At 56.0% G+C, this 24,456-nt stretch carries 24 protein-coding genes; 14 read left to right on the forward strand and 10 right to left on the reverse strand.

Translation table 11 applies throughout. The features are described 5' to 3' along the window. Positions 1-99 precede the first annotated feature (99 nt). Positions 100-795, reverse strand: a complete 696-nt coding sequence (locus L466_RS13780; RefSeq protein ID WP_014170901.1) for a CidB/LrgB family autolysis modulator — start codon at positions 793-795, stop codon at positions 100-102. Further along, positions 792-1,190, reverse strand: coding sequence for a CidA/LrgA family protein (locus L466_RS13775; protein ID WP_020883202.1), 399 nt, complete (start codon positions 1,188-1,190; stop codon positions 792-794). The genes L466_RS13780 and L466_RS13775 overlap by 4 nt, the downstream gene beginning before the upstream one ends. 194 nt (positions 1,191-1,384) lie before the next feature. On the opposite strand from L466_RS13775, the gene dusC reads away from it, so the two are divergent. The 3 genes from dusC (at position 1,385) to L466_RS13760 (ending at position 4,863) form a co-directional block, all read left to right on the forward strand. Continuing rightward, a complete protein-coding gene (gene dusC, locus L466_RS13770) occupies positions 1,385-2,317 on the forward strand; it encodes a tRNA dihydrouridine(16) synthase DusC (protein WP_025203644.1) in 933 nt (310 codons plus the stop codon). Positions 2,318-2,638: 321 nt separating this feature from the next. Then, positions 2,639-4,048 carry a multidrug resistance outer membrane protein MdtQ gene (gene mdtQ, locus L466_RS13765; RefSeq protein ID WP_032680595.1) on the forward strand — a complete coding sequence of 470 codons (1,410 nt, stop codon included), beginning with the start codon at positions 2,639-2,641 and terminating at the stop codon, positions 4,046-4,048. Between the two features lie 50 nt (positions 4,049-4,098). Next, positions 4,099-4,863: an SDR family oxidoreductase gene (locus tag L466_RS13760; RefSeq protein ID WP_020883205.1), complete on the forward strand. Its 765-nt coding sequence runs from the start codon at positions 4,099-4,101 to the stop codon at positions 4,861-4,863. A 42-nt stretch (positions 4,864-4,905) separates the two neighbouring features. On the opposite strand, the gene L466_RS13755 is transcribed toward L466_RS13760, so the two are convergent. After that, the gene (locus L466_RS13755; RefSeq protein ID WP_020883206.1) at positions 4,906-5,478 is read right to left on the reverse strand and encodes a DedA family protein; all 573 of its coding nucleotides are present in this window, start codon (positions 5,476-5,478) and stop codon (positions 4,906-4,908) included. A gap of 157 nt (positions 5,479-5,635) precedes the next feature. Here L466_RS13755 and L466_RS13750 point away from each other — a divergent pair, with 157 nt between their 5' ends. Together L466_RS13750 and pbpG are read left to right on the forward strand one after the other, a co-directional pair. Further along, positions 5,636-6,223 carry a Yip1 family protein gene (locus L466_RS13750; protein ID WP_014170891.1) on the forward strand — a complete coding sequence of 196 codons (588 nt, stop codon included), beginning with the start codon at positions 5,636-5,638 and terminating at the stop codon, positions 6,221-6,223. 167 nt (positions 6,224-6,390) lie between these two features. Next, positions 6,391-7,314 carry a D-alanyl-D-alanine endopeptidase gene (gene pbpG, locus L466_RS13745; RefSeq protein WP_014170890.1) on the forward strand — a complete coding sequence of 308 codons (924 nt, stop codon included), beginning with the start codon at positions 6,391-6,393 and terminating at the stop codon, positions 7,312-7,314. A 66-nt stretch (positions 7,315-7,380) separates the two neighbouring features. On the opposite strand, the gene L466_RS13740 is transcribed toward pbpG, so the two are convergent. Then, positions 7,381-7,935 (reverse strand): GNAT family N-acetyltransferase, encoded by a 555-nt coding sequence (locus L466_RS13740; RefSeq protein ID WP_032680597.1) that lies wholly within the window; start codon positions 7,933-7,935, stop codon positions 7,381-7,383. A gap of 111 nt (positions 7,936-8,046) precedes the next feature. Continuing rightward, positions 8,047-9,795 (reverse strand): D-lactate dehydrogenase, encoded by a 1,749-nt coding sequence (gene dld, locus L466_RS13735; protein WP_032680598.1) that lies wholly within the window; start codon positions 9,793-9,795, stop codon positions 8,047-8,049. A gap of 189 nt (positions 9,796-9,984) precedes the next feature. Between dld and bglX the strand changes: the two genes are divergently transcribed. The 5 genes from bglX (at position 9,985) to L466_RS13710 (ending at position 16,180) form a co-directional block, all read left to right on the forward strand. After that, positions 9,985-12,282: a beta-glucosidase BglX gene (gene bglX / locus L466_RS13730; protein WP_032678566.1), complete on the forward strand. Its 2,298-nt coding sequence runs from the start codon at positions 9,985-9,987 to the stop codon at positions 12,280-12,282. A 146-nt stretch (positions 12,283-12,428) separates the two neighbouring features. Continuing rightward, positions 12,429-13,346, forward strand: a complete 918-nt coding sequence (locus L466_RS13725; protein ID WP_014170886.1) for a glycine betaine ABC transporter substrate-binding protein OsmF — start codon at positions 12,429-12,431, stop codon at positions 13,344-13,346. Positions 13,347-13,358: 12 nt separating this feature from the next. Further along, positions 13,359-14,516 carry an ABC transporter permease gene (locus tag L466_RS13720; protein ID WP_032680599.1) on the forward strand — a complete coding sequence of 386 codons (1,158 nt, stop codon included), beginning with the start codon at positions 13,359-13,361 and terminating at the stop codon, positions 14,514-14,516. Beyond that, positions 14,509-15,459 carry an ABC transporter ATP-binding protein gene (locus L466_RS13715; RefSeq protein ID WP_032680601.1) on the forward strand — a complete coding sequence of 317 codons (951 nt, stop codon included), beginning with the start codon at positions 14,509-14,511 and terminating at the stop codon, positions 15,457-15,459. Before L466_RS13720 ends, L466_RS13715 begins: the two co-directional genes overlap by 8 nt. Then, entirely contained in the window at positions 15,443-16,180 is a 738-nt protein-coding gene (locus tag L466_RS13710) for an ABC transporter permease (protein ID WP_032680602.1), read from the forward strand. Before L466_RS13715 ends, L466_RS13710 begins: the two co-directional genes overlap by 17 nt. Here L466_RS13710 and L466_RS23055 read toward each other — a convergent pair. Further along, positions 16,155-16,268, reverse strand: coding sequence for a protein YohO (locus L466_RS23055; protein WP_010433613.1), 114 nt, complete (start codon positions 16,266-16,268; stop codon positions 16,155-16,157). The two genes, L466_RS13710 and L466_RS23055, sit on opposite strands and share 26 nt — an antisense overlap. A gap of 69 nt (positions 16,269-16,337) precedes the next feature. Further along, a complete protein-coding gene (gene mlrA, locus L466_RS13705) occupies positions 16,338-17,078 on the reverse strand; it encodes an HTH-type transcriptional regulator MlrA (RefSeq protein ID WP_020883214.1) in 741 nt (246 codons plus the stop codon). Between the two features lie 217 nt (positions 17,079-17,295). On the opposite strand from mlrA, the gene L466_RS13700 reads away from it, so the two are divergent. Genes L466_RS13700 through L466_RS13690 form a run of 3 tightly spaced genes read left to right on the forward strand, consistent with a single transcriptional unit; the run spans position 17,296 to position 20,217 of the window. Next, positions 17,296-18,981, forward strand: coding sequence for a sensor histidine kinase (locus L466_RS13700; protein ID WP_032680603.1), 1,686 nt, complete (start codon positions 17,296-17,298; stop codon positions 18,979-18,981). Next, positions 18,975-19,694, forward strand: coding sequence for a two-component system response regulator BtsR (gene btsR / locus L466_RS13695; protein ID WP_020883216.1), 720 nt, complete (start codon positions 18,975-18,977; stop codon positions 19,692-19,694). The genes L466_RS13700 and btsR overlap by 7 nt, the downstream gene beginning before the upstream one ends. A gap of 52 nt (positions 19,695-19,746) precedes the next feature. Then, complete coding sequence (locus L466_RS13690; protein WP_014170878.1) at positions 19,747-20,217, forward strand: YehS family protein; 471 nt, start codon at positions 19,747-19,749, stop codon at positions 20,215-20,217. A gap of 64 nt (positions 20,218-20,281) precedes the next feature. On the opposite strand, the gene metG is transcribed toward L466_RS13690, so the two are convergent. Beyond that, a complete protein-coding gene (gene metG / locus L466_RS13685) occupies positions 20,282-22,315 on the reverse strand; it encodes a methionine--tRNA ligase (protein ID WP_020883217.1) in 2,034 nt (677 codons plus the stop codon). A gap of 137 nt (positions 22,316-22,452) precedes the next feature. Between metG and apbC the strand changes: the two genes are divergently transcribed. Beyond that, the gene (gene apbC / locus L466_RS13680) at positions 22,453-23,562 is read left to right on the forward strand and encodes an iron-sulfur cluster carrier protein ApbC (RefSeq protein WP_020883218.1); all 1,110 of its coding nucleotides are present in this window, start codon (positions 22,453-22,455) and stop codon (positions 23,560-23,562) included. A 94-nt stretch (positions 23,563-23,656) separates the two neighbouring features. Here apbC and L466_RS13675 read toward each other — a convergent pair whose 3' ends face one another. Continuing rightward, positions 23,657-24,112, reverse strand: a complete 456-nt coding sequence (locus tag L466_RS13675; RefSeq protein WP_369797149.1) for a GNAT family N-acetyltransferase — start codon at positions 24,110-24,112, stop codon at positions 23,657-23,659. Then, positions 24,087-24,419, reverse strand: a complete 333-nt coding sequence (locus L466_RS13670; RefSeq protein ID WP_008500887.1) for an RcnB family protein — start codon at positions 24,417-24,419, stop codon at positions 24,087-24,089. Before L466_RS13670 ends, L466_RS13675 begins: the two co-directional genes overlap by 26 nt. Between the last annotated feature and the right edge of the window lie 37 nt (positions 24,420-24,456).

Consider the following 24,456-nt stretch of genomic DNA (forward strand, 5'->3'; position numbering starts at 1 on the left):
GTAGTTTACGGAGCCGCTGGGGCTTTATATGTGATCCACTTCTCATTATGTATGCAACTTATGAAAACAAAATGAAATTTGCGCGACGCATCGCAAATTTTAACCCATGACCGCCACAATCAGCGGGAAAATAAACGGTGCGAGCAGGGAGGTGATAATCCCGCAGATCACCAGTGCGAGTGAGCTAAACGCCCCTTCCTGATAATCCAGTTCAGCGCAGCGCGCGGTGCCCAGGGCGTGCGACGCGGTACCCATCGCCAGACCTCGTGCCGCTTTGGTATGGATACGCATCGCATTCAGCAGGGTATGTCCAAAGACCGCGCCGAGGATCCCCACGAATATCACACACATGGCGCTGATGGCCGGAATCCCCCCCAGGCTGCCGCCCACGGCCATCGCGATAGGCGTGGTGACCGACTTAGGCAGAATAGAGGCCGCAATTTGCGGAGACGCGCCCATCAACAGCGCCACCGAGGTGCCGGTGATCATCGCTACCAGGCTCCCGACAAAACAGATGGTAATGATGGATTTCCAGCGGGCGCGGATCTGGTGCAATTGCTCATATAAAGGAAAGGCCAGCGCCACCACGGCGGGCTGCAGAAGGTCGTTCAAAATTTTGCTGCCGGCAAAGTAGCGTTCATAAGGAATGCCGGTGAGAAGAAGGAACGGGATAATCACCACCATCGCCACCAGCAGCGGATTAAGCAACGGCATTTTGAAACGCGCGGCGAGTTTGCGTGCGGCGAAGAACACTGCCAGCGTTAACGGCAGCGACCACCAGATATTGGCCATCATTGTTTTGTTCCTTTCTGCCCAACCACTTTACGTTCGCCATGCACCAGATGCGAACTCCAGCTTACTACCAGGAAAACCACCAGCGTACTGACCGCGCAGGAGACCACAATGGGTCCGAACTGCGCCTGGAGCAAATCAAAATACTGCATAACCCCGACGCCGATAGGCACGAACAGCAGCGCCATATAGCGAATAAGGACAAAGCAGCCAGGGTTAACCCATCTGGCAGGCAGAATTTGCAATGCCAGCAAAACAAAGAGGATCAACATTCCGATGATGCTGCCGGGAATGGTGATGGGAAGCAGGGATGCGATAAAGATTCCGGCATACAGGCAGGCGTAAATCAGGACGAATGCGCGAAGATATTGCCAGATAATGTTCAATGATTTTCTCATGGTGAAAGTCCTTGATGAAACGCATTCATCATACAATTAAACCTAAAAATGTGCCACGGATCACATCATGAATTTTGAGCATACCAGACATTCCGAAATGGAACGTCTGGTATAACCTCACCGGGTCAACCACCGGGCTTTCCTCATGCCGGGAGAGCGGCTACTATAGCGCGTCTTTTTTCACAGGTACTGCTATGCGTGTTTTACTGGCCCCAATGGAAGGCGTGCTCGACTCCCTCGTGCGCGAGCTTCTGACCGAGGTGAACGACTACGATCTCTGCGTGACGGAGTTTTTGCGCGTGGTCGATATGTTGTTGCCAGTAAAATCATTCTATCGCCTTTGCCCGGAACTGCATCATCAAAGCCGCACCTCTTCCGGCACGCTGGTGCGCATTCAGCTACTGGGTCAGTATCCCGAATGGCTGGCGGAGAACGCGGCCCGTGCCGTAGAGCTTGGTTCCTTTGGGGTTGACCTCAACTGCGGTTGCCCATCAAAACTGGTGAATGGCAGCGGCGGCGGCGCCACCTTGCTGAAAGATCCGGAGCTGATTTACCGTGGCGCAAAAGCCATGCGTGAGGCTGTACCGTCGCATCTGCCGGTGACGGTAAAGGTGCGTCTGGGATGGGACAGCGACGCGCGGCAATTTGAGATTGCCGATGCCGTGCAGCAGGCCGGGGCCACTGAGCTGGTGGTGCATGGCCGCACCAAAGAAGATGGCTATAAAGCCGAACGTATTAACTGGCAGGCGATTGGCGAGATCCGCAAAAGACTCACCATTCCCGTTATTGCCAACGGGGAAATCTGGGATTACGAAAGCGCGCAGGCGTGCCTGAAAGAGACTGGCTGCGATGCGGTGATGATTGGCCGCGGCGCGCTTAACGTACCAAACCTCAGCCGGGTGATTAAATATAACGAACCACGTATGCCGTGGGCTGATGTGGTCACGCTACTGAAAAAATACAGCCGCCTCGAAAAACAGGGTGATACCGGGTTATATCACGTCGCGCGAATTAAGCAGTGGCTCAGTTATTTACGCAAAGAGTACAGTGAAGCGCTGGGGTTATTTCAGGAGATCCGCACGCTGCAGACTTCCGCTGATATTGCACGGGTGATTCAGTCCAGGTAACGGAATGTGCCCGGCGCTGAGCCGGGCAATGAAATCAGAAAATCATCTTGAATACACCGGTCACCACCAGCAGCCCTATCAGAAATATAATTAAAATAACCCACAGTAATATTTTCATTCGCTTCTCCTGCGTCTGTTTGTCGAAAGTAAGTGTAGCAGTGAATTTATAATGAAGATGAATTCACTCATTTAATTCATTCTTATGATGAATAATTTTCCGAATATGAAAATGTATGACAAATTACGGGTTGCCACGCGTTACTAAAAAAAAGAGCGACGTCTGGCGTAAGTTGCGCCTTTATTTTTCGCGTGAATGGCGTAATGAAACCTTTATCTCTGAGTATTCCCCTGGTTTTTATTCTGGTGGCCTGCGCGCCGGAACATGCCTCGGTTTCCCCTGTAAATATGCAATCAACAACGGCTGCGGTGAATACTACGCTGAGCCATACCGCGTGGCCGAAAGATGCATGGTGGAAAACGTATAACGATCCTGAACTCAATTCGCTGATTGCGAAGGCGCTGAACGATGCGCCGGATATGCAAATTGCCCGTCAGCGCATCACGCTGGCGGAAGCGCAGGCAAAAGCCACCCTGGCCGCCGGGGGGCCGGAAATTGATTTCTCAGCGGATGCTGAACGGCAAAAAATGTCGGCCGAAGGGTTGATGGGGCCCTTTGCGATAACCGATCCGGCGGCGGGAACCACCGGACCGTGGTACACCAACGGTACTTTTGGTCTGAGCGCGGGCTGGGATCTCGATTTGTGGGGGAAAAATCGTGCACGGGTTGAAGCCCGAATTGGCCGGGTAAACGCGCAAAAAGCGGAGCTTGAGCAAACCCGGCAACTGCTTGCCAGCAGCGTGGCGCGTCTTTACTGGGCGTGGCAAACCCAGGCTGCGGTGGGGGATGTTCTCACGGAGATTAAACACCAGCAGGACACGATTATTGCAGCCGACCGCGAACTGTATCAGCATGGGATCACCTCTTCCGTTGAGGGCGTCGAGACCGACATCAACGCCAGCAAAACTGACGAGCAACTGGCAGAAGTGAACGGAAAAATGAAAGCCGTTGAGGCGCGTCTGAGCGCCCTGACGAACACCCCCTCAGTGACGCTTACACGCCACGCCTTACCCACGGTAGAAGCCTCGCTCCCGGCTACGCTGGGGTATGAACTGCTGGCACGTCGACCGGATTTGCAGGAGGCTCGCTGGTATATCGAGGCCTCCATGAGTGACGTTGAGGCCGCCAGAGCAGCCTTCTATCCCGATGTGAATCTGATGGCTTTCTTACAGCAGGATGCCCTGCACCTGAGCGATTTGTTCCGCTCTTCTGCGCAGCAGATGGGCGTTACCGCCGGTCTGACGCTGCCCATTTTCGACAGCGGCAGGCTAAACGCCGAACTGGATATTGCCCAGGCGCAGAACAATCTCTCCGTCGCGCGTTATAACAAAGCGGTGGTGGATGCGGTGAATCAGGTGGCGCGCACGGCCAGCGAAGTCGAAACACTGACCGCCAAAAACCAGCACCAGCAGCGTGTCGAAAAAGAGGCTGCCCGCGTTGTTGCACTGGCTCAGGCCCGCTTTCGCGCCGGCATTATCGCCGGCTCCCGCGTGAGTGAGGCCAGAATACCGGCCCTCAGGGAGCAGCTCACCGGGGTGATGCTCAAAGGCCAGTACGTTGACGCCACGCTGCAGCTGACCTCGGCGCTGGGGGGCGGCTATCATCAGGGCTAAAAAGCGCGATTATCTATACTTACCTCTTTGCAGCTTTTCTGGAGGTGAGTATGACCAAAGTCGCGATTGTTACCGCATCGGATTCCGGGATTGGGAAAACCACGGCCTTGATGCTGGCTGAACGAGGGTTTGATATCGGCGTCACCTGGCATTCTGACGAAAAAGGTGCGCTGGAAACCTGCCGCGAAGTCGAGGCGAAGGGGCGGCGTGCAGAGGCGGTTCAACTTGATTTAAGCACTCTCCCGCAGGGGGCGCAGGCCATTGAAACGTTAATTACGCGCTTTGGTCGGCTGGACGTGCTGGTCAACAATGCCGGGGCGATGACCAAAGCGCCGTTTCTCGACATGCCGTTTGAGGAGTGGCGGGGGATTTTTACCGTTGACGTGGATGGCGCGTTTCTCTGTTCACAGATCGCTGCGCGTCAGATGGTGAAGCAGGGAGAAGGGGGGCGAATTGTGAACATTACCTCGGTGCATGAACACACGCCTTTACCGGATGCCAGTGCGTATACGGCGGCCAAGCATGCCCTGGGCGGATTAACCAAATCCATGGCGCTGGAGCTGGTCGAGCATAACATCCTGGTGAATGCCGTTGCGCCAGGTGCCATTGCCACGCCAATGAATGATATGGACGACAGTGAAGTGAAGGCCGGTTCGATGCCCGCGATCCCGCTCGCGCGGCCGGGGCATACCAAAGAGATTGCCAGCCTGGTGGCGTGGCTGTGTGACGGTGACGCCAGCTATGCTACCGGGCAATCATTTATTGTCGACGGCGGTTTTATGCTGGCAAATCCGCAATTTAAGCCCGCCGGGTAGAAACTTTTCGCCCTCTCTTTGTGCGAGAGGGCGCCATTGCACTTACTCTTCATCCCGCGTCTTTTCCCGATGCTTCAGCCACAGCCGGACCGCAATTACCACCACGACAATCAGGATAACCCATGCCCAGTGCTTCAGATGCTGGTCAACATTATGCAGCCACGGACCAATCACTTCTCCACCCACATAACCGAGCGTGGTAAAGATCAGGGCCCAGGCAATCGCGCCAAGGATGTTCAGCGGCAGGAAAATTTTCGGCGGTAAATGGCTGGCGCCAATCAGTATTGGGCCGATAATCCGAAAGCCGTACATAAAACGGGTGCCAATCACGAACAGGTAAGGGTGACGCTGGATAAGCCGTTGGGCACGGTGAATTTTCTTGCGGTGCTTTGAAAAGCGCTTCAAAAGCGTGGGGCCAAAGCGCAGTCCCAGAAAGTAGAGCAGCTGATCGCCAATCATCCCGCCGAGTGCGACTGCGGCAACAACGAGTGGGAATTTGAGTAACCCCTGATGCGCGGCCACCCCGCCGAGCAGCGTGATGGTTTCTCCTTCCGCCACGCTGCCAACGACCAGTGCAGCGTATCCATAGTGTTCAATAAGACTGTTGATATCCATTACGTCAATGTCATCTCCCTTATTATGCCTCGGTTAATCATATACCCCATGAATCAATAACGGGGCAATCAACGGAAATTTCCCACTGTACATAAAATAATCTCAGGCCTGCATTATACTTAAGATATCGCTGACGGGCCGACAACAAGGGGGCGTTATGAACCATGTCTGGGGACTTTTCTCCCATCCCGATCGTGAAATGCATGTCATCAAAACGGAGAACGAAACGGTCTCGCATCATTACACGCATCATGTGCTGCTGATGGCGGCGGTGCCTGTAATCTGCGCGTTTATTGGCACAACACAAATCGGCTGGAACTTTGGTGATGGCACCGTGGTTCAGCTTTCCTGGTTTACTGGTCTTTCACTGGCCATTCTCTTTTATGGCCTGATGCTGGCGGGTGTGGCTGTCATGGGGCGTGTCATTCACTGGATGGCGCGTAACTATCCGCAACGTCCATCGCTGGCACACTGTATGGTTTTCGCCGGGTATGTCGCGACGCCGCTGTTCTTAAGCGGTATTGTGGCGCTGTACCCACTGGTCTGGTTGTGCGCGCTGATCGGTACTATTGCCCTCTTTTACACCGGTTATCTGCTGTATCTGGGGGTACCAACCTTCCTTAATATCAATAAAGAAGAGGGCCTGAGCTTCTCCAGTTCAACGCTCGCCATCGGCGTGCTGGTGCTGGAAGCGCTACTGGCTCTGACGGTTATTCTGTGGGGTTATGGATACCGTCTCTTCTAGGCTCACTGCATTGCTGGCGTAAATGCCAGCAATGCAGCATCTGTTCACGATTATCCTCTGGCGACAAAGCCCGGTGACCGCTATGATGCCGAAGCCAGCCTGCGTTTCTCCATCGACACAGGCGGTGTACGTCATAACGTGCGTGAATAATTATCAGAAGTCTCACCATGCTGAAATTCCGAGTCTCTTTACTTAGCCTGGCCCTGTTGCTGGGAGCGTCCGCTGCCGCGCCAGCGATCGCCAAAACGCCCGCCGTGACCACCGCTGCTGCCCAGCCGCAAATCGCTTCCGGCAGTGCGATGATTGTTGATCTCAACACCAATAAGGTGATTTACGCCAGCCATCCGGATCTGGTACGCCCGATCGCTTCGATTACCAAATTAATGACCGCGATGGTGGTGCTTGATGCACATCTGCCGCTGGACGAAAAACTGAAAGTGGATATCAGCCATACGCCGGAGATGAAAGGGATCTACTCCCGCGTGCGACTGAACAGCGAAATCAGCCGTAAAAATATGCTGCTGCTGGCGCTGATGTCTTCTGAAAACCGCGCAGCGGCGAGCCTGGCCCACCACTATCCGGGTGGCTACGACGCATTTATTCGTGCGATGAACGCAAAAGCCAAATCGCTGGGGATGACCAATACCCGTTACGTCGAGCCGACTGGCCTGTCGATTCACAACGTCTCCACGGCCCGCGACCTGACAAAACTGCTGATTGCCAGCAAACAGTACCCGCTGATTGGTCAGCTCAGTACGACCCGTGAAGAGATGGCGACCTTTGCTAACCCGGCCTATTCGCTGCCGTTCCGTAATACTAACCATCTGGTGTACCGGGATAACTGGAATATTCAGTTAACGAAAACCGGGTTTACTAACGCGGCGGGACACTGCCTGGTGATGCGTACCGTATTCAACGGTAAACCGGTGGCGCTGGTGGTGATGGATGCCTTTGGTAAATACACCCACTTCGCGGATGCAAGCCGACTGCGTACCTGGATTGAGACGGGGAAAGTGCAGCCGGTACCGGCCGCGGCGTTGACCTACAAAAAGCAGAAAGCAGAGCAGATGGCAACCGCCCAGAACGACTGAGCCGGATTGCTAATGACTGTGTTTTCGCCCTCTCCCGCGGGAGAGGGCAACAGACCTCGCTGCGCCTTACTCCGGCAGCGTCCAGTCTCCGTCATTGAGTGAGCGCTGCATGATCACCGTATCCCGCCAGTCACCTTTCTTATACCCGACGCTGCGTAACTGACCGACGATTTCGAAGCCGTATTTCTTATGCAGCCGTAACGAGCCGGCATTGTTGTTGCCATCCCCCACAACGGCAATCATCTGCCGCCACGGTCCTTGCTCGCAGCGGGCGATCAGCGCATCCATCAGGACGGAGCCAAAACCACGACCGGTAGTACTCGCATCCACGTAAATCGACTCTTCCAGAGTGTAACGATAGGCATGGCGCGGACGGTAAGGTGTCGCGTAGCAGTAGCCTACGACGATGCCGCGATACAGCGCGACAAGCCACGGTAAGCCGTTCTCGTCTACGCTTTTCATTCGCTGACGCATTTCATCAATGGTGGGGGGAACTTCTTCAAAGGATGCGCGCCCGTGAAGCACATGCCAGGCGTAGATAGCGGCGATAGCATGCACATCGTCGGGAAGGGCATCGCGCACTTCCACTTCGGTTTCGGATAAAATATCAACAGCCGACATGATGTGCCTGCTCCTCGTAACAGATGCCGGAGAAACGTTTCTCCGGCGACAGAACGCTACTCTAGTACGATTAAGGCGCGCTTAACAATCTCTCAAATTTGGCTGTGGGAATTAATCAGACGCTTGCGTCACGGGCTGCTCCGCGTCAGGACTCTCTTTCCAGTATTTATTCCGCGTTGTTTTACCAATGCCGGGGTTCATGCTGTTTGTGGGGTCATTCTCGCGATAAAACTGCTTAAGTGCGTCAGGAGCCTTATAAAGATGCCCCACGTTATGTTCCGCAGGATATTGTGCGCCTCGCGCGTGCAGCAGCGCGAGCATCTGCTCTTTCAGCGCGTGCGCATCGACCCCTTTCTTAACGATGTAATCCTGGTGGAAGACGTAGCACATAAAGTGGCCGTAATAGAGCTTGTGGACCAGCTTGCTGTCGATTTCCGGCGGCAGGTGTTCAAACCACTCGGTATCGTTGCGGCGAAGGGCGATATCCAGCGCCAGAATGTCTTCCACCTCGTCTGAATGCACCGCCTGATAACGAATGGCGGCACCCGCAGCGGCGAAACGGTGCAGGAAGGCTTTGCTGCCCTCTTCAGGGGTACAGGCAAAGAAATCGCCTTCGGCAGTTTTGAAGAATTCACTAAGCCAGGTTTGCGCTTCGGCAATTCCGTCCCCGGCCATTTTCAGCAGCAGGTGATGCTCGTACTTATCGCGCCAGGTTTTCATCCGCTCCGGCAGATGTGACGGGAAGACGTTGCCCAGTTTCTGCATAAAGCGGTCGGTAAAGTGGGGTTTAAACAGCGGCACTTTTTCCAGCATCGCGTCGGTACGGCCCTTAATGGTGAAGAAGAACGGCATTTTATCGGTGCCGAGCTTGTCGATCATCAGGAACGTATCTTTGCCGTAGCGTTCCGCGATGTCATAAATATCACGGTGCATGTACTCGCCCGCCACCGGCAGGTGAGCGAACTCGCCCAGAATATGACGACGGATCTCGGTCAGCACGTCCGGCTGATTGGTGCCGATGTAGAACACCTGCTGTTTTTTCTCGGCCGGGAAGGTGTCGAGGCGCACGGCAAAAACAGCCAGCTTGCCCGCACAGCCCGAAGATTCAAACAGGCGGTCAGGGTCGGCGTTGTAACGTGCCGGGGTATCCGCTTCGATGTCCCGCACGCGGGTGATGTAATCGTGGTCGTGAGCATGACGACCGTCGTGCTGGACGTCTTCATCTTTCACCCGATCGTCGTCGAGCTTACTCAGGATCTGCTCCGGCGTAACGCCAAGATCAATGCCCAGATGGTTGACCAGGGTCAGCTTGCCGTTTTCGTCGATACGGGCAAAAAGTGACATCTCGGTGTAAGCCGGGCCGCGCTGCACCAGCGAACCGCCGGAGTTATTGCAGATCCCGCCGATCACGGAGGCGCCAATACAGGATGAGCCAATGACCGAATGCGGTTCGCGTCCCAGCGGCTTAAGCGCTTTTTCAAGGGAGTAGAGCGTCGTGCCAGGGAACGCGAGCACCTGCTCGCCTTTATCCAGCAGATGCAGTTTGTCGAGACGCAGGGTGCTGATGATCACGATGTCACGATCGTAATCGTTGCCGTTCGGCGTTGAGCCTTCAGTCAGGCCCGTGTTAGCCGCCTGCATGAGAATAATTTTGTCGGCGGCCACGCAGGCGCTCAGGACGCGCCAGAGTTCAAGCAGCGTGCCGGGAAACACCACCGCCAGCGCCTCGCCCTGACCGGAACGAAAGCCCTTACGGTAGCGGGCGGTTTTTGCCGGGTCGGTAAGCAGGTGAGAGGAGCCAACCAGGCGCGACAGTTCGTTAATAAACGTCGTGTTATCGTGAGTTCGAACAGAAGACATCTTCCACTCCTTGTGGTGGGGCAAATTTCTCGCTGTAAAGCATAGCGCGATTAACTGTTAAGCGGTCGAGTATTCACGAGAAAAATCAGAGAATAACCCTGCAACGATCTGAGGGTTTGTGGCACACTGCGCTTTTCGCACGGTCTGGCCGAGTTCTTCCGGCGGTTATTGATGAGAGAGTAAAACGACATGAAATGGCTATGTTCTGTAGGTGTCGCCGTCAGCCTGGCGCTGCAACCTGCGCTGGCAGAGGATTTGTTTGGCAATCACCCGCTCACGCCTGAAGCCCGGGACGCGTTTGTCACGGAATTGCTCAAGAAAATGACGGTCGATGAGAAAATTGGCCAGTTGCGTCTTATCAGCGTCGGCCCGGATAACCCGAAAGAGGCCATCCGCGAGATGATCAAAGACGGGCAGGTCGGGGCTATTTTTAACACCGTCACCCGCCCGGATATCCGCAAAATGCAGGATCAGGTGATGGAACTCAGCCGCCTGAAAATTCCGCTGTTCTTCGCCTATGACGTGGTGCACGGTCAGCGTACCGTCTTCCCGATTAGCCTTGGTCTGGCATCGTCCTTTAACCTTGATGCGGTGAAAACCGTGGGGCGCGTTTCTGCCTATGAAGCGGCGGATGATGGCCTGAATATGACCTGGGCACCGATGGTGGACGTCTCCCGCGATCCGCGCTGGGGCCGCGGCTCAGAAGGGTTCGGTGAAGATACCTATTTAACAGCCACGATGGGGAAAACCATGGTGGAAGCGATGCAGGGCAAGAGCCCGGCAGATCGCTACGCGGTGATGACCAGCGTCAAACACTTCGCGGCCTATGGCGCCGTGGAAGGGGGTAAAGAGTACAACACCGTGGATATGAGCCCGCAGCGGCTGTTCAACGACTACATGCCACCGTACAAAGCGGGGCTGGATGCCGGCAGCGGCGCGGTGATGGTGGCGCTGAACTCCCTCAACGGCACGCCGGCGACCTCCGATTCGTGGCTGCTGAAAGACGTTCTGCGTGACCAGTGGGGCTTTAAGGGCATCACCGTCTCTGACCACGGCGCCATTAAAGAGCTCATTAAGCACGGTACCGCCTCCGATCCGGAAGATGCGGTACGCGTGGCGCTCAAGTCCGGCATCAACATGAGCATGAGCGACGAGTACTACAGTAAATACCTGCCGGGGCTGGTGAAGAGCGGTAAGGTGACCATGGCGGAGCTGGATGACGCCACGCGCCACGTGCTGAACGTGAAATATGATATGGGGCTGTTTAACGACCCGTACAGCCACCTGGGGCCGAAAGATTCTGACCCGGTAGACACCAACGCGGAAAGCCGTCTGCACCGCAAAGAGGCCCGCGATGTGGCACGCGAAAGCCTGGTGCTGCTGAAAAACCGCCTCGACACGCTGCCGCTGAAGAAATCCGGCACCATTGCCGTGGTGGGCCCGCTGGCTGACAGCAAGCGCGACGTGATGGGGAGCTGGTCTGCAGCGGGGGTGGCCGATCAGTCCGTCACGGTGCTGACCGGTATCAAGAACGCCGTGGGTGAGAACGCGAAAGTGGTTTACGCCAAAGGGGCGAACGTCACCAACGATAAAGACATTGTCACCTTCCTCAATCAGTACGAAGAGGCGGTGAAGGTCGATCCGCGTTCGCCGAAAGAGATGATTGATGAAGCGGTGAACACCGCTAAGCAATCTGACGTGGTTGTCGCGGTAGTGGGTGAAGCGCAGGGGATGGCGCATGAGGCCTCCAGCCGTACCGACATCACCATTCCGCAAAGCCAGCGCGATCTGATTGCCGCTCTGAAGGCGACCGGCAAGCCGCTGGTGCTGGTGCTGATGAACGGTCGTCCGCTGGCGCTGGTCAAAGAAGACCAGCAGGCCGACGCGATCCTGGAAACCTGGTTCGCCGGTACTGAAGGCGGTAACGCGATTGCCGACGTGCTGTTTGGCGATTACAACCCGTCAGGCAAGCTGCCAATGTCCTTCCCGCGCTCGGTCGGGCAGATCCCGGTTTACTACAGCCACCTGAATACCGGCCGTCCGTACAACGCCGACAAACCGAATAAGTACACCTCCCGTTACTTCGATGAAGCGAACGGCCCGCTGTATCCGTTTGGTTACGGTCTGAGCTACACCACCTTCAAGGTTTCTGACGTCAAAATGTCTGCGCCGACCCTGAAGCGTGACGGCAAAGTTACCGCAAGCGTCGAGGTGAGCAACACCGGTAAACGCGAAGGGGCAACGGTCATTCAGATGTACGTCCAGGATGTGACCGCCTCCATGAGCCGTCCGGTGAAACAGCTGCGTGGCTTCGAGAAGGTCAACCTGAAGCCGGGCGAAACCAAAACCATCAGCTTCCCCATCGACGTGGATGCGCTGAAGTTCTGGAACCAGCAGATGAAATATGATGCGGAGCCCGGCAAGTTTAACGTCTTTATCGGGGTCGATTCCGCCCGCGTTAATAAAGGCGAGTTCGAGCTGCTCTGACATTTCCCTCCCTTGCATCCCCCGCTTTGCGGGGGATGCGTCTTACCTTATGTTAAAAAGGCATTTTGACGGTTAATTCCGCCGTTTTAAGCTACGCTTTTCTCTCAAGCCTCTGAAAAAGGCAGCAAAAAAATGAGGACAGTGGAATGACGATTGCAAAGGGGATGTTGGGTTCAGCGGTGTTACTGGCGGCGCTGAGTCTGCCATTACAGGCGGCAGAACCGGTAAAAGTGGGTTCCAAGATAGATACCGAAGGTGCGTTGCTCGGTAACATTATTCTGCAGGTACTGGAAAGCCACGGTGTTAAAACCGTCAATAAAGTCCAGCTGGGAACCACGCCTGTGGTACGCGGCGCGATTACCTCCGGCGAGCTGGATATCTACCCGGAATACACCGGCAACGGCGCGTTCTTCTTCAAAGATGAAAACGATCCGGCGTGGAAAAATGCCAAAGCCGGGTATGAAAAAGTCAAAAAACTCGACGCTGAGCAAAATAAGCTGGTCTGGCTGACGCCGGCGCCGGCCAACAATACCTGGACCATCGCGGTGCGCAAGGACGTGGCGGAGAAAGGAAAGCTGACCTCGCTTGCGGATTTGAGTCGCTACCTGAAAGAGAAGGGTGACTTTAAGCTTGCGGCTTCCGCTGAGTTTATTGAGCGTCCGGATGCACTGCCGGCGTTTGAAAAAGCCTATGATTTCAAACTGGATCAGGCCCAGCTGCTCTCTCTGGCGGGCGGTGATACCGCGGTGACCATCAAAGCCGCTGCGCAGCAAACGTCGGGCGTTAATGCGGCGATGGCTTACGGCACCGACGGCCCGGTCGCGGCGCTTGGCCTGCAAACCTTAACCGATCCAAAAGGCGTCCAGCCGATTTACGCCCCGGCACCTGTCGTGCGGGAAGCGGTACTTAAAGCGTACCCGGATATTGCTGAATGGCTCAAACCGGTCTTCGAAAAGCTGGATGCAAAAACGCTGCAACAGCTGAATGCCAGCATTGCCGTTGAGGGACTGGATGCCAAAAAAGTGGCCGCCGATTTCCTGAAACAACAAGGGCTTGTGAAGTAACAGGACAGGGCTGTGCCAATAAAATGTCATAACCGCGTACTGCTGCTGTTGGCCTGTGTGGCCATCGCGGCGGTCGCGTTACCGTTTGTGAATGTGGCCCCGAATCGCCTGATGTCGGGGGAGAGTCGCTCGCTCTGGCAGGTCTGGTCATTTACGCCGTGGTTGCTGGTGGCGGCGCTGGGCGCATGGGTTGCGTTGTCGCTCTGGCAAGGACGCACGGCCCAGTGGCTGACGCTGCTCCTTTGTGAAGGGCTGTTTATCGTCTTATTCTGGGGAGGCGGACTTGCAGCAACGCACATGACCTCGGCGGAAAATCCGCTGGCAAGAACTTCTGTGGGTAGCGGTTTGTGGCTCTGGCTGGCGCTGTGTCTGCTGGCCTGCAGCGATGCTATTCGCCGTCTTATATCAACATCCGTCTGGCGCTGGATACTCAATGCCCAGATATGGTGTATTCCATTGCTGCTGCTGTTTAGCGGTGAGCTGAATAATCTCTCGCTGTTAAAAGAGTACGCCAACCGTCAGGAGGTGTTTAATGACGCCCTGGCGCAACACCTCACGATCCTCTTCGGCACCCTGATCCCGGCCTTACTGCTCGGCATACCGCTGGGTATGTGGTGCTATCGCCACCCTTCACGTCAGGGTGGGGTGTTTGCCGTACTGAATGTGATTCAGACCATCCCGTCCGTCGCTCTGTTTGGCCTGTTGATTGCTCCGCTGGCCGGGCTGGTGAAGTCGTTCCCGGTGCTGGGAACGATGGGGATCGCCGGAACCGGTTTAACGCCAGCCCTTATCGCGCTGGTGCTCTATGCGCTGCTGCCGCTGGTGCGCGGCGTGGTGGCCGGGCTGAGCCAGGTCGCGCCGGACGTGCTGGAAAGTGCCCATGCAATGGGGATGAGCGCGAGACAATGTTTCTGGAAGATCCAGCTGCCGCTGGCTTTGCCCCTGCTGCTGCGCAGCCTGCGGGTGGTGGCGGTGCAAACCGTTGGTATGGCGGTGATTGCGGCGCTGATTGGCGCGGGCGGCTTTGGCGCGCTGGTTTTCCAGGGGCTGTTGAGTAGCGCCCTGGACCTGGTGTTATTGGGCGTGGTGCCCACGATTGCGCTGGCGGTTGTCATCGACGCGCTGTTTGCCTTATGGCTCGCGCTGCTCAGGAGAAGAGCCAATGATTGAATTTCACGATGTCAGTAAAACCTTTGCGGGTCGTCCGGCGGCAAGCCATCTCAACCTGAATTTTGCCGAGGGCGCATTTTCCGTGCTGATTGGCACATCGGGATCGGGAAAATCCACCACCCTGAAGATGATTAACCGCCTGGTTGAGCACGACAGCGGTCTGATCCGCTTTGCCGGAGAGGAGATCCGCAGCCTGCCTGTGCTGGAACTGCGTCGTCGTATGGGGTATGCCATCCAGTCTATCGGCCTGTTTCCGCACTGGACGGTCGCGCAGAACATCGCCACCGTGCTACAGCTGGAGAAATGGTCGCGGGCAAAAACTGCCGACCGGGTTGATGAACTGATGTCTCTGCTCGGGTTAGAACCTGCGCTGCGTGACCGCTACCCGCACCAGCTTTCCGGAGGCCAGCAGCAGCGGGTGGGCGTGGCGCGTGCGCTGGCGGCCAATCCGCAGGTGTTACTGATGGATGAACCCTTCGGCGCGCTGGATCCGGTCACGCGCGCCGCACTGCAGGCGGAAATGACCCGCATTCATCGCATTCTGGGGCGAACAATCATTCTTGTGACGCACGATATCGATGAGGCGCTGCGTCTGGCTGACCATCTGGTGCTGATGGACCATGGCGAGGTGGTGCAGCAGGGGACGCCGCTTGAGCTGCTGACCTGGCCGAAAAACGATTTTGTGCGTGAGTTTTTTGGCCGCAGCGAGCTGGGCGTCAGGCTGCTCTCGCTGCGTACGGTCAGCGACTATATGCGTCGACAGGACGCGACGGTGCGTGGCGAGCCTCTGCAGGAACAGATGAGCTTGCGGGATGCGCTTTCGGCGTTTGTTGCCCGTCAGTGTGAAGTGTTGCCCGTTGCGGATGCCCGGGGCGCGCCAAGTGGCACCCTGCATTTTCGCGATCTGCTGGCAGGGGAGGTGACACGTGAAGGCACTTCGTGATCCGCTGTTCTGGCTGGTCGTGCTCTTTGTCGCTTTGCTGTTTCTGATGCCGCACAGCGCGGCGCTGTTTAGCACGCTCTTCCCCGACTTGCCGCGCCCGGTGTATCAGCAGGAGAGTTTTATTAATCTCGCCCTGGCCCATCTCTGGCTGGTGGTGCTCTCAAGTGCCGTCGCTATTGTACTGGGCGTGGGGGCGGGCATCGCGGTCACGCGCCCCGCGGGCCGGGAGTTTCGCCCGCTGGTGGAGACCATTGCGGCGATTGGCCAAACGTTTCCGCCGGTGGCGGTGCTGGCGATTGCAGTGCCGGTGATGGGCTTTGGTCAGCAACCTGCCATCATTGCGCTGATTTTATACGGTGTGTTGCCCATTCTGCAGGGTACACTGGCCGGTATTGCGGCGGTACCTGCGTCGGTACTGAGCGTTGCTGAAGGGATGGGGATGAGTCGCGCAGAGCGGCTGCGCAAAGTTGAACTCCCCCTGGCGGCACCGGTCATCCTTGCGGGGATCCGTACGTCGGTGATCATCAATATCGGGACGGCGACCATTGCGTCGACGGTGGGAGCCAATACCCTGGGAACGCCGATTATCATCGGCTTAAGCGGGTTCAATACGGCCTATATTGTGCAGGGGGCGTTGCTGGTCGCGCTGGCGGCAATCGTCGTCGATCGCGTTTTTGAGCGTCTGGCGCAGTATCTCAGCCGACACCGCCACGAACAATAAACGAATACCCGGCCAGCATCACGCCACCGATACCGCTTACGGCCATCAGAACAAAAAGGGTAATTACGGCCAGTTTGGTTGCCTTCATCATGTGCTCCTGTTGTTAACGGAACAATTATACGGTGAAGCGCAGCTGTTAATGAACCATTAAATGCCGTTACGGCTCTTCCGGGCCAAGCGAGTAAACCGGGTAGCCATGTTCACGCCATTCCGTCATCAGCTGTTGCTGCGAGGCGGAAGGCACTTCTCCGCACCAGACCAGCAGGGTCTGGCCGTCGAACAATTCAGGGCGAAATTGCGCCAGCGAGTGCACAAGGACGTCAACGCGCCAGCCATTCTGGGTGGCAATCCAGGCCTCCAGCCACAGACGAGTAGTATCGTGCACGTTCCAGCCGACCACCAGCGCGTCTTTTCCGTGCTTGTTCTTCGCCGAGGCAAGGCAGACGGCAATATAGTTGATCAGGACGCCGTCGAGCATACTCAGCAGCGCCTGCAGGGTGGTCTGCTGGCACTGCAGGCGTCGACGGAGCGGGATGAAAAGATGCGTGATCAGCGTTTGCGCGGGATAATCGCGCCCTTGCTCTTTTATCCATGCACGCAAGCGCTGCAGATTGCCCGCCTGCAGAAGGCGCAGCAACGTTTCCTGTTGTTCGCGCCAGAGAAGCTGCGTGTCAGGATCGTCATGGCTGAGCAGGGATTTCACTTTGCCAACCTGCACACCGTTATCGATCCAGCTTTTGATCTCGCGGATCCGGTCGATATCGGCATCGTTGAAGAGACGATGGCCTCCGTCCGTTCTCTGCGGTTTGAGTAATCCATACCGTCGCTGCCATGCCCGTAGCGTGACGGGATTGATATCACAAAGGAGTGCCACTTCACCGATTGTGTAAAGCGCCATATTCGCCCCCTGGCTTACGCGTCCCCAGCTTAACTGTAGTCCCTGTTTACTGAACCAGGAAGAAATGGTTGTTTTTTGCACGAATAATGCGAAGCAGGCGTTAGGTTCGGCAAAAGGTGTGATGCCGGGCACGAATTGCAGCTTTTTTGCCGCGCTTCAAAGAAAGTTTACCGCCAGCAGTGTATGTTACGCGTTTTGAGGGTGTGCGGTTTTGAGTATGTACGAGTTTAATCTGGTGCTGCTGTTGCTTCAGCAGATGTGCGTGTTTCTTGTCATCGCCTGGTTGATGAGTAAAACGCGTCTGTTCATTCCGCTGATGCAAGTTACCGTACGCCTGCCGCACAAGCTGCTCTGCTACGTGACCTTCTCTATTTTCTGCATTATGGGAACCTATTTTGGTCTCCATATCGAAGACTCCATTGCCAATACGCGAGCCATCGGTGCCGTGATGGGAGGGCTGCTTGGCGGCCCTGTGGTCGGTGGGCTGGTCGGGTTAACCGGTGGCCTGCATCGGTATTCGATGGGCGGCATGACGGCGCTAAGCTGTATGATCTCAACGATCGTCGAAGGGCTGCTCGGCGGACTGGTTCACAGCTACATGATTAAGCGCGGTCGTCCGGATAAAGTCTTTAGCCCGCTCACCGCCGGGGCGATCACCTTTGTCGCTGAAATGGCGCAAATGGCCATCATCTTGCTGATTGCCCGGCCGTTTGACGATGCGCTCCATCTGGTGAGCAATATCGCCGCCCCGATGATGGTGACGAATACCGTCGGTGCTGCGCTGTTTATGCGTATTTTGCTCGACAAGCGCGCCATGTTTGAGAAGTACACCTCGGCGTTTTCCGCGACGGCCCTGAAGGTCGCCGCCTCGACGGAGGGGATCCTGCGTCAGGGCTTTAACGAAGAGAACAGCATGAAGGTGGCGCAGGTGCTTTATAAGGAGCTGGATATCGGCGCGGTGGCGATAACCGACCGTGAACGGTTGCTGGCTTTTACCGGCACGGGCGACGACCACCATCTGCCCGGGAAATCGATCTCCTCCGCCTATACGCTGCGCGCCATTGAAACCGGCGAAGTGGTGTATGCCGACGGCAACGAAGTTCCTTACCGCTGTTCGCTGCACCCGCAGTGTAAACTGGGCTCCACGCTGGTCATTCCGCTGCGCGGGGAAAACCAGCGGGTAATGGGCACCATCAAGCTTTATGAAGCGAAAAACCGTCTGTTCAGCTCTATCAACCGTACGCTGGGAGAGGGCATCGCTCAGCTACTCTCCGCGCAGATCCTCGCCGGGCAGTATGAGCGTCAGAAAGCGTTGCTGACGCAATCCGAAATTAAACTCCTGCACGCTCAGGTGAATCCGCATTTCCTGTTCAATGCGCTTAATACGCTCAAAGCGGTGATCCGCCGCGACAGCGATCAGGCCGCGCAGCTGGTTCAGTTCCTGTCGACGTTTTTCCGCAAAAACCTTAAACGTCCGTCCGAGATTGTGACCCTGGCCGATGAAATAGAACACGTTAATGCCTATCTGCAGATTGAGCAGGCTCGCTTCCAGACTCGTCTGCAGGTCTCGTTATCCGTCCCGGATGAGCTGGCGTATCAGCATCTTCCGGCCTTTACCCTGCAGCCTATTGTGGAAAACGCCATAAAACACGGTACGTCACAGCTGTTGGGGATTGGGGAGATCACCATTTCCGCCAGCCGCTTTAACCATCATCTGGTGCTGGATATTGAAGATAACGCCGGGCTTTACGTGCCTTCCACCTCAGGCGGATTAGGGATGAGCCTGGTGGATAAACGCCTGCGCGCGCACTTTGGTGATGACTGTGGCATTACCGTGGCCTGCGAGCCCGACCGATTCACCCGTATTACGTTACGACTGCCGCTGGAGGAAAACGCATGCTAAGAGTGCTGATTGTGGATGATGAGCCGTTAGCACGGGAAAACCTGCGCGTTCTGTTGCAGGAGCAGCCTGACATTGAGATTGTGGGGGAGTGCGCAAACGCCATTGAGGCCATTGGCGCCGTGCACAAACTGCGCCCGGACGTGCTGTTCCTCGACATTCAGATGCCCCGAATTAGCGGCCTGGAGATGGTCGGAATGCTCGACCCGGAGCATCGCCCCTACATTGTGTTTTTGACCGCCTTCGATGAATACGCCGTCAAAGCCTTTGAGGAGCACGCATTCGATTATTTACTGAAACCGATTGAAGAGAAGCGTCTTGAAAAGACCCTCAGCCGTTTGCGCCAGGAGCGCACCGTGCAGGATGTCACGCTGTTGCCGGAAAACCAGCAGCCGCTGAAGTTTATCCCGTGCACCGGCCACAGTCGGATTTACCTTCTGCAGATGGACGATGTGGCGTTTGTCAGCAGCCGTTTGAGCGGCGTATTTGTTACCAGCGCGGAGGGGAACGAAGGCTTTACCGAGCTGACGCTGCGGACGCTGGAGAGCCGAACGCCGCTCGTTCGTTGCCATCGCCAGTATCTGGTGAACATGGCGCACCTGAAAGAGATCCGGCTGGAAGACAACGGACAGGCAGAGCTGGTGCTGCGTGCCGGGCAAACCGTCCCCGTCAGTCGCCGCTACCTTAAGAGTTTGAAAGAGGCGATCGGCCTGTAAAACTGGTACACTGCGCCCCATTGCATCATCGACAGTTAAGTTAAAGGCACCCATGCTCAGTAATGATATTCTCCGTAGCCTGCGCTACACCCTGAAAGCAAACAATAACGATATGGTGCGCATTCTTGCGCTTGCTGGCATGGAGTCCACCTCTGCCGGTTTCGACACCTGGATGACAAAAGAGGATGAAGAGGGGTTTGTTCGCTGCCCTGACATTATCCTGTCTGGCTTCCTGAACGGCCTCATCTACGACAAGCGCGGGAAAGATGACTCAGCACCAGAACTGGCGCTTGAGCGTCGGGTGAATAACAACACGGTGCTGAAAAAGCTGCGTATCGCGTTTTCACTGAAAACAGACGACATTCTGGCGATTATGACAGAGCAGAAGCACCGCGTGTCGATGCCGGAGATCACCGCCATGATGCGTGCGCCGGACCATAAGAACTACCGCGAGTGCGGCGACCAGTTTTTGCGTTATTTTTTACGCGGACTGACTCACCGGGTGCATCACGCTAAGCCGTGAGTGGTACCGGGGCGTGAAGGATGAAGAGGCAAAAAAAAGCCGGAGATTATCTCCGGCTTTTTTATTATTTCACCTGCTGACCTGGTTTGGCGCCTTCATCAGGGCTTAACAGGAAGATATCTTTCCCGCCAGGACCTGCCGCCATCACCATGCCTTCCGAGATGCCGAAGCGCATTTTGCGCGGTGCCAGGTTGGCGACCATCACGGTCTGACGGCCAATCAGCACCTGCGGATCAGGATAGGCAGAACGGATTCCGGAGAAGACGTTACGCTTCTCACCGCCCAGATCCAGCGTCAGGCGCAGCAGTTTGTCCGAGCCTTCGACAAATTCCGCGTTTTCAATCAGTGCGACACGCAGATCGACCTTGGCGAAATCATCAAAGGTAATGGTCTCCTGAATCGGATCGTCTGCCAGCGGGCCGGTCACCGGCGCAGCGGCAGCCTTCACCTCTTCTTTAGACGCTTCCACCAGGGATTCTACCTGCTTCATCTCGATGCGGTTGTACAGCGCCTTGAAGGTATTCACCTTGTGACCGAGCAGCGGCTGCTGGATAGCATCCCAGGTCAGCTCGGTGTTGAGGAACGCTTCAGCGCGGGAGGCCAGCTGTGGCAGTACCGGCTTCAGCCAGGTCATCAGCACGCGGAACATGTTCAGGCCCATGGTGCAGATCGCCTGCAGGTCGGCGTCGCGGCCTTCCTGTTTCGCGACAACCCACGGAGCCTGCTCGTCAACGTAGCGGTTAGCCACGTCAGCCAGCGCCATGATTTCACGAATTGCTTTACCGAACTCACGGCTTTCCCAGGCTTCGCCAACCGCCGCGGCGGCGTCGGTGAAGGTTTTGTACAGCTCAGGATCGGCCAGTTCGGCAGACAGCACGCCGTCGAAACGCTTGGCGATAAAGCCTGCGTTACGGGAAGCCAGGTTCACGACTTTGTTGACGATGTCGGCGTTCACGCGCTGCACGAAATCTTCCAGGTTCAGGTCGATATCGTCGATGCGGGAAGAGAGCTTCGCCGTGTAGTAATAACGCAGGCTGTCCGCGTCGAAGTGGTTCAGCCAGGTGCTGGCTTTAATGAACGTACCGCGAGATTTGGACATCTTCGCGCCGTTGACCGTCACATAGCCGTGCACAAACAGGTTGGTTGGTTTACGGAAGTTACTGCCTTCCAGCATCGCCGGCCAGAACAGGCTGTGGAAGTAAACAATGTCTTTGCCGATAAAGTGATACAGCTCGGCGTCGGAATCTTTCTTCCAGTATTCGTCAAAGCTGACGGTGTCGCCGCGCTTGTCGCACAGGTTCTTGAAGGAACCCATGTACCCGATTGGCGCATCCAGCCAGACGTAGAAGTATTTACCCGGTGCGTTCGGAATTTCGAAACCGAAGTACGGTGCATCGCGGGAGATATCCCACTGCTGCAGACCGGATTCGAACCACTCCTGCATTTTATTCGCGACTTGCTCCTGCAGCGCGCCGCTGCGGGTCCACGCCTGCAGCATTTCGCTGAAGGACGGCAGGTCGAAGAAGAAGTGCTCGGAATCACGCATTACCGGTGTGGCACCCGAAACAACAGATTTCGGATCGATAAGCTCGGTCGGGCTGTAGGTTGCGCCGCACACTTCGCAGTTATCGCCATACTGATCCGGTGATTTACATTTCGGGCAGGTACCTTTGACAAAGCGGTCCGGCAGGAACATGCCTTTTTCCGGATCGTACAGCTGAGAGATGGTGCGGTTTTTAATAAAACCGTTCTCTTTCAGGCGAGAGTAGATCAGCTCCGACAGCTCACGGTTTTCGTCGCTGTGCGTGGAGTGATAGTTGTCATAGCTGATGTCAAAGCCCGCAAAATCGGTCTGATGCTCCTGACTCATTTCGGCAATCATCTGCTCTGGGGAGATCCCCAACTGCTGCGCTTTCAGCATGATCGGCGTGCCGTGGGCATCGTCCGCACAGATGAAGTTAACCTCGTGGCCGCGCATTCGCTGGTAACGGACCCAGACATCAGCCTGGATATGCTCCAGCATGTGGCCGAGGTGGATTGAGCCGTTGGCGTACGGCAGTGCGCACGTTACCAGAATTTTCTTCGCGACTTGAGTCATAGTAGGCATTACTTCTTTTAACTGTGAAAAGGGTTTTTGATATTACCAAAAGGGGCATTATTAAGTAAGCACAAACCACGGCCTTTCAGGTAAACTTGTTCATCTAAGGTCTTATTCACAAGAACAAAGGAGTCGGGATGAGTTCTCAATCCCAGGCCAAATCACCGGAAGCCTTAAGAGCAATGGTCGCCGGGACGCTGGCTAACTTTCAGCATCCAACCCTGAAGCACAATCTCACCACGCTGAAAGCGTTACACCATGTCGCATGGCTGGACGATACGCTGCACATCGAGTTGCAGATGCCCTTCGTCTGGACCAGCGCGTTTGACGCGCTGAAAGAGCAAACCAGCTCTGAGCTGTTGCGCATTACCGGCGCGAAAGCCATTGACTGGAAGCTGACCCACAGCATCGCCACCCTCAAGCGTGTGAAAAACCACCCGGGCGTGAACGGCGTGAAAAACATCATTGCCGTCAGTTCAGGCAAGGGTGGGGTGGGTAAATCCTCCACGGCGGTAAACCTGGCGCTCGCGCTGGCAGCCGAAGGGGCGAAAGTCGGTATTCTGGACGCCGATATTTACGGACCGTCTGTGCCTAACATGCTGGGCGCGGAAAACCAGCGCCCAACCTCGCCGGATGGCACGCACATGGCACCGATCATGGCCCACGGTCTGGCAACCAACTCCATTGGTTATCTGGTGACTGACGATAACGCCATGGTGTGGCGTGGCCCGATGGCCAGCAAAGCGCTGATGCAGATGCTGCAGGAGACAATGTGGCCCGATCTGGATTATCTGGTGCTGGATATGCCGCCGGGCACCGGTGACATTCAGCTGACGCTGGCGCAAAACATTCCGGTCACGGGAGCGGTCGTGGTGACCACCCCGCAGGATATCGCGCTGATCGACGCCAAAAAAGGCATCGTGATGTTCGAGAAAGTGGACGTGCCGGTGCTGGGTATTGTCGAGAACATGAGTATGCATATCTGCAGCAACTGCGGACACCATGAGCCTATCTTTGGCACCGGTGGGGCAGAAAAACTGGCTGCGCAGTATCACACCCAACTGCTTGGGCAGATGCCGCTGCACATCTCGCTGCGTGAAGATCTGGACAGCGGGAAGCCGACGGTCGTCAGCCGTCCGGACAGTGAATTTGCAGAGATGTATCGACAGCTGGCGGGGCGCGTTGCGGCGCAGCTTTACTGGCAGGGCGAAGTCATCCCGAGTGAAATTGCGTTTCGCGCGGTGTGAGTGCTTTAGTCTGAATTGCCGGGCGGCGTTTGCGCCTGACCCGGCCTACGGAAATAACGTGTTGTAGGCCGGCTCAGCGAAGCGTCACCCGCGTTTAACGCTGTACGTAATGCATTAAAAAGTACTCACCTTCCGGCGAGTCACCCTTCGCTTCAATATGCCAGCCATGGCGCTGGTAAAAGGCAACAGCCCGGTCATTCTTTACCAGACACTTCAGCGAACCCGTACTGGTGAACGCGTTTTGCACCTGTTCAAGGAGCGAATGACCGACGCCCAGACCTTGATACTGCGGATCGACAAACAGATTGTGCAGGAAATTGTCGTTCGTCCACACCGAAGCAAAACCCAGTCGATGCCCGTCCTGAACGGCCACCCAAATCACTTCGTCGCGGGTTGCCGCGTCAAAGTCTTCAAGCTGCCACTCGGAACCGTCCAGCCATGGCCAGGCCTCGCGCCGCGCGTGGAGATAGAGTGTTCGCAAAAAGGGGCGATCGCTCTCCTGCCAGGGCCGGATTAAAATGTCATTAGCGGTGATAGAAGATATCTCCATTGTAGGCTTTGTAGATTTTGCCATCTGCATCGCCAATCAGGACGTAGTTCTCGCCCATATAGGTCCAGTGGGTACCCGCATCCGGGGCCGGCAGGTTACGCAGCTGGTACTGTTTAATGGTGTACTCAGGCGTTTGATACTGCGCCGGTGCGGTGTCGCCAATCTTGAATTTGGTGAAATCAGCGATGAACTCTTGTTCCTCATAGGCTTTAATGCCTGATGGCGCAGCGGCGGTTTGCGGGGCAGAAAACGCGGAACCCGCCAGAGACAGTAATACACCCAGAAGCAGCAATTTACGCTTAGCCATTTTTTCTCCAGTGATATCGTTACAGATACTTTTCGTC

Origin of the sequence: Enterobacter sp. BIDMC 30, from assembly GCF_000534355.1 — a bacterium.
Lineage (GTDB): Bacteria > Pseudomonadota > Gammaproteobacteria > Enterobacterales > Enterobacteriaceae > Enterobacter > Enterobacter ludwigii.

Excerpts from the sequence above, each read along its gene's own strand:
- L466_RS13780 (WP_014170901.1), bottom strand. The coding sequence starts at position 795 with ATGATGGCCAATATCTGGTGGTCGCTGCCGTTAACGCTGGCAGTGTTC.
- L466_RS13775 (WP_020883202.1), bottom strand. The coding sequence starts at position 1,190 with ATGAGAAAATCATTGAACATTATCTGGCAATATCTTCGCGCATTCGTC.
- dusC (WP_025203644.1), top strand. The coding sequence starts at position 1,385 with ATGCGTGTTTTACTGGCCCCAATGGAAGGCGTGCTCGACTCCCTCGTG.
- mdtQ (WP_032680595.1), top strand. The coding sequence starts at position 2,639 with ATGAAACCTTTATCTCTGAGTATTCCCCTGGTTTTTATTCTGGTGGCC.
- L466_RS13760 (WP_020883205.1), top strand. The coding sequence starts at position 4,099 with ATGACCAAAGTCGCGATTGTTACCGCATCGGATTCCGGGATTGGGAAA.
- L466_RS13755 (WP_020883206.1), bottom strand. The coding sequence starts at position 5,478 with ATGGATATCAACAGTCTTATTGAACACTATGGATACGCTGCACTGGTC.
- L466_RS13750 (WP_014170891.1), top strand. The coding sequence starts at position 5,636 with ATGAACCATGTCTGGGGACTTTTCTCCCATCCCGATCGTGAAATGCAT.
- pbpG (WP_014170890.1), top strand. The coding sequence starts at position 6,391 with ATGCTGAAATTCCGAGTCTCTTTACTTAGCCTGGCCCTGTTGCTGGGA.
- L466_RS13740 (WP_032680597.1), bottom strand. The coding sequence starts at position 7,935 with ATGTCGGCTGTTGATATTTTATCCGAAACCGAAGTGGAAGTGCGCGAT.
- dld (WP_032680598.1), bottom strand. The coding sequence starts at position 9,795 with ATGTCTTCTGTTCGAACTCACGATAACACGACGTTTATTAACGAACTG.
- bglX (WP_032678566.1), top strand. The coding sequence starts at position 9,985 with ATGAAATGGCTATGTTCTGTAGGTGTCGCCGTCAGCCTGGCGCTGCAA.
- L466_RS13725 (WP_014170886.1), top strand. The coding sequence starts at position 12,429 with ATGACGATTGCAAAGGGGATGTTGGGTTCAGCGGTGTTACTGGCGGCG.
- L466_RS13715 (WP_032680601.1), top strand. The coding sequence starts at position 14,509 with ATGATTGAATTTCACGATGTCAGTAAAACCTTTGCGGGTCGTCCGGCG.
- L466_RS23055 (WP_010433613.1), bottom strand. The coding sequence starts at position 16,268 with ATGAAGGCAACCAAACTGGCCGTAATTACCCTTTTTGTTCTGATGGCC.
- mlrA (WP_020883214.1), bottom strand. The coding sequence starts at position 17,078 with ATGGCGCTTTACACAATCGGTGAAGTGGCACTCCTTTGTGATATCAAT.
- L466_RS13700 (WP_032680603.1), top strand. The coding sequence starts at position 17,296 with ATGTACGAGTTTAATCTGGTGCTGCTGTTGCTTCAGCAGATGTGCGTG.
- btsR (WP_020883216.1), top strand. The coding sequence starts at position 18,975 with ATGCTAAGAGTGCTGATTGTGGATGATGAGCCGTTAGCACGGGAAAAC.
- L466_RS13690 (WP_014170878.1), top strand. The coding sequence starts at position 19,747 with ATGCTCAGTAATGATATTCTCCGTAGCCTGCGCTACACCCTGAAAGCA.
- metG (WP_020883217.1), bottom strand. The coding sequence starts at position 22,315 with ATGACTCAAGTCGCGAAGAAAATTCTGGTAACGTGCGCACTGCCGTAC.
- apbC (WP_020883218.1), top strand. The coding sequence starts at position 22,453 with ATGAGTTCTCAATCCCAGGCCAAATCACCGGAAGCCTTAAGAGCAATG.
- L466_RS13675 (WP_369797149.1), bottom strand. The coding sequence starts at position 24,112 with ATGGAGATATCTTCTATCACCGCTAATGACATTTTAATCCGGCCCTGG.
- L466_RS13670 (WP_008500887.1), bottom strand. The coding sequence starts at position 24,419 with ATGGCTAAGCGTAAATTGCTGCTTCTGGGTGTATTACTGTCTCTGGCG.